Origin of the sequence: Vibrio neptunius (assembly GCF_000967495.1) — a bacterium.
Taxonomy (GTDB): Bacteria; Pseudomonadota; Gammaproteobacteria; order Enterobacterales; family Vibrionaceae; genus Vibrio; species Vibrio neptunius.
On the sequence record NZ_JXXU01000150.1, the window covers coordinates 1 to 310 of the forward strand.

General features: G+C 44.8%; 1 protein-coding gene. It reads right to left on the minus strand.

Translation table 11 applies throughout. From position 1 onward, the window contains the following. Positions 1 to 185, minus strand: a 185-nt coding sequence (locus TW84_RS25245) for a GAD-like domain-containing protein (protein ID WP_338061769.1), incomplete at its 3' end; no start/stop codon positions are given. Between the last annotated feature and the right edge of the window lie 125 nt (positions 186 to 310).

Genomic DNA, 310 nt, shown 5'->3' on the forward strand with positions numbered 1-310 from the left:
ATCTGTTGCCAATATTCCAGCAATCTATCGGGTAAGATCCCACGATAGCTCTCTATTTGCTCTGAGGTGGCGATGACAACTTCTGTCGGGCTACCAAATTTTGACAGGAAAAACGCTAAGTATTCATCGTTCATCTGTTTGACGTCCTTGTAATGGTCGACTGTCCATTTTGCAAATGGGCTCATTTATTTGGGTGCGGGCTTAACGATATTGGTTAACCTTCATAATGCTTGATGACGTTGCTGACCATAGCGGCCATATCAATGACTTCGGCACCGCCCAAATCAGCCATGATGTGTAAGAACACCTG